The organism is Wolbachia endosymbiont of Cardiocondyla obscurior (assembly GCF_902713635.1).
GTDB lineage: Bacteria > Pseudomonadota > Alphaproteobacteria > Rickettsiales > Anaplasmataceae > Wolbachia > Wolbachia pipientis.
This window is the reverse complement of the sequence record NZ_CACTIU010000120.1, coordinates 1-875: the sequence shown is the minus strand read 5'-3', so window position 1 is coordinate 875 and position 875 is coordinate 1. Positions and strand designations below refer to the sequence as shown.

1 protein-coding gene is annotated in these 875 nt (G+C 34.5%); it reads left to right on the top strand.

Annotated features, from left to right (window positions below; all coding sequences use genetic code 11):
- Window positions 1–409 precede the first annotated feature (409 nt).
- Window positions 410–875, top strand: a 466-nt coding sequence (locus WOCAOBSORBRA_RS06040; protein WP_174516156.1) for an ankyrin repeat domain-containing protein, incomplete at its 3' end; no start/stop codon positions are given.

Here is an 875-nt window from a genome sequence, read left to right as displayed (position 1 = left end):
GGTAGACCAACTGATCCCAAAAAAACTTGTTCTCACGCTTGTTATTTTAAGTTGCTGAAAGTGGTTGTATCGGTTAGGTTATTAGTAATATATTTTACTAAATTAATACCAATTCATTTGAGGATAAAAAGGAAAACTAAGGTAAATTTATAGCAAAAAAGGTTTGTGCTCATCTTATGACAAAGATGCAATAGAAACTCTCATGGAAAAGAGGCAAAGATTGTGGAAGTATATAGAAAAAGCTTTATGACGCTCAACGAAAAAAGGGAGGCGTTTGGCTTGCTGATGTTGCAGGTGATGATGAATTGAATTAAAAATTTTATATATAATGTAAGTGTAGTAATATTAATAAATATCAAATATTTATACTGCATTATCATCTAGCATACTAACAAATTAGAGGTAATTTATGAACGAAATACAACAAAGAGAGTTAAATGAACAACTTTTTAATGCTGTTGTACAGGGTAATATAGGGCAAATTGAGGAGTTAATAGTAGCTGGAGCAGAGGTTAATGCGGTAGATGAGGGTGAAAAAGCTTTTTCACGTCTTTCTGCTTTAAGTAATACAAGGGAAAGAGGGGTAGTAGAGGCAGCGAATATTCAGCAACTTAGACTCACTCCTTTACATTATGCTGTTTTAAGTGGCAGAGAGATGGTAGAGCTTTTAATCGAAAAAGGGGCAAATATTAATATGGTAAGTGAAGATGGACCTACTCTTTTACATTATGCTGCTGCTTTCAGTGACAAAAGAGAGGTGGTAGAGCTTTTAATCAAAGAAGGGGCGAATGTTGATGCGGTGGATGATAATGGCAATACTCCTTTATTTTCTGCTGCTTTAAGTGGCAAAAGAGAGATGGTAGAGCTTTTAATCG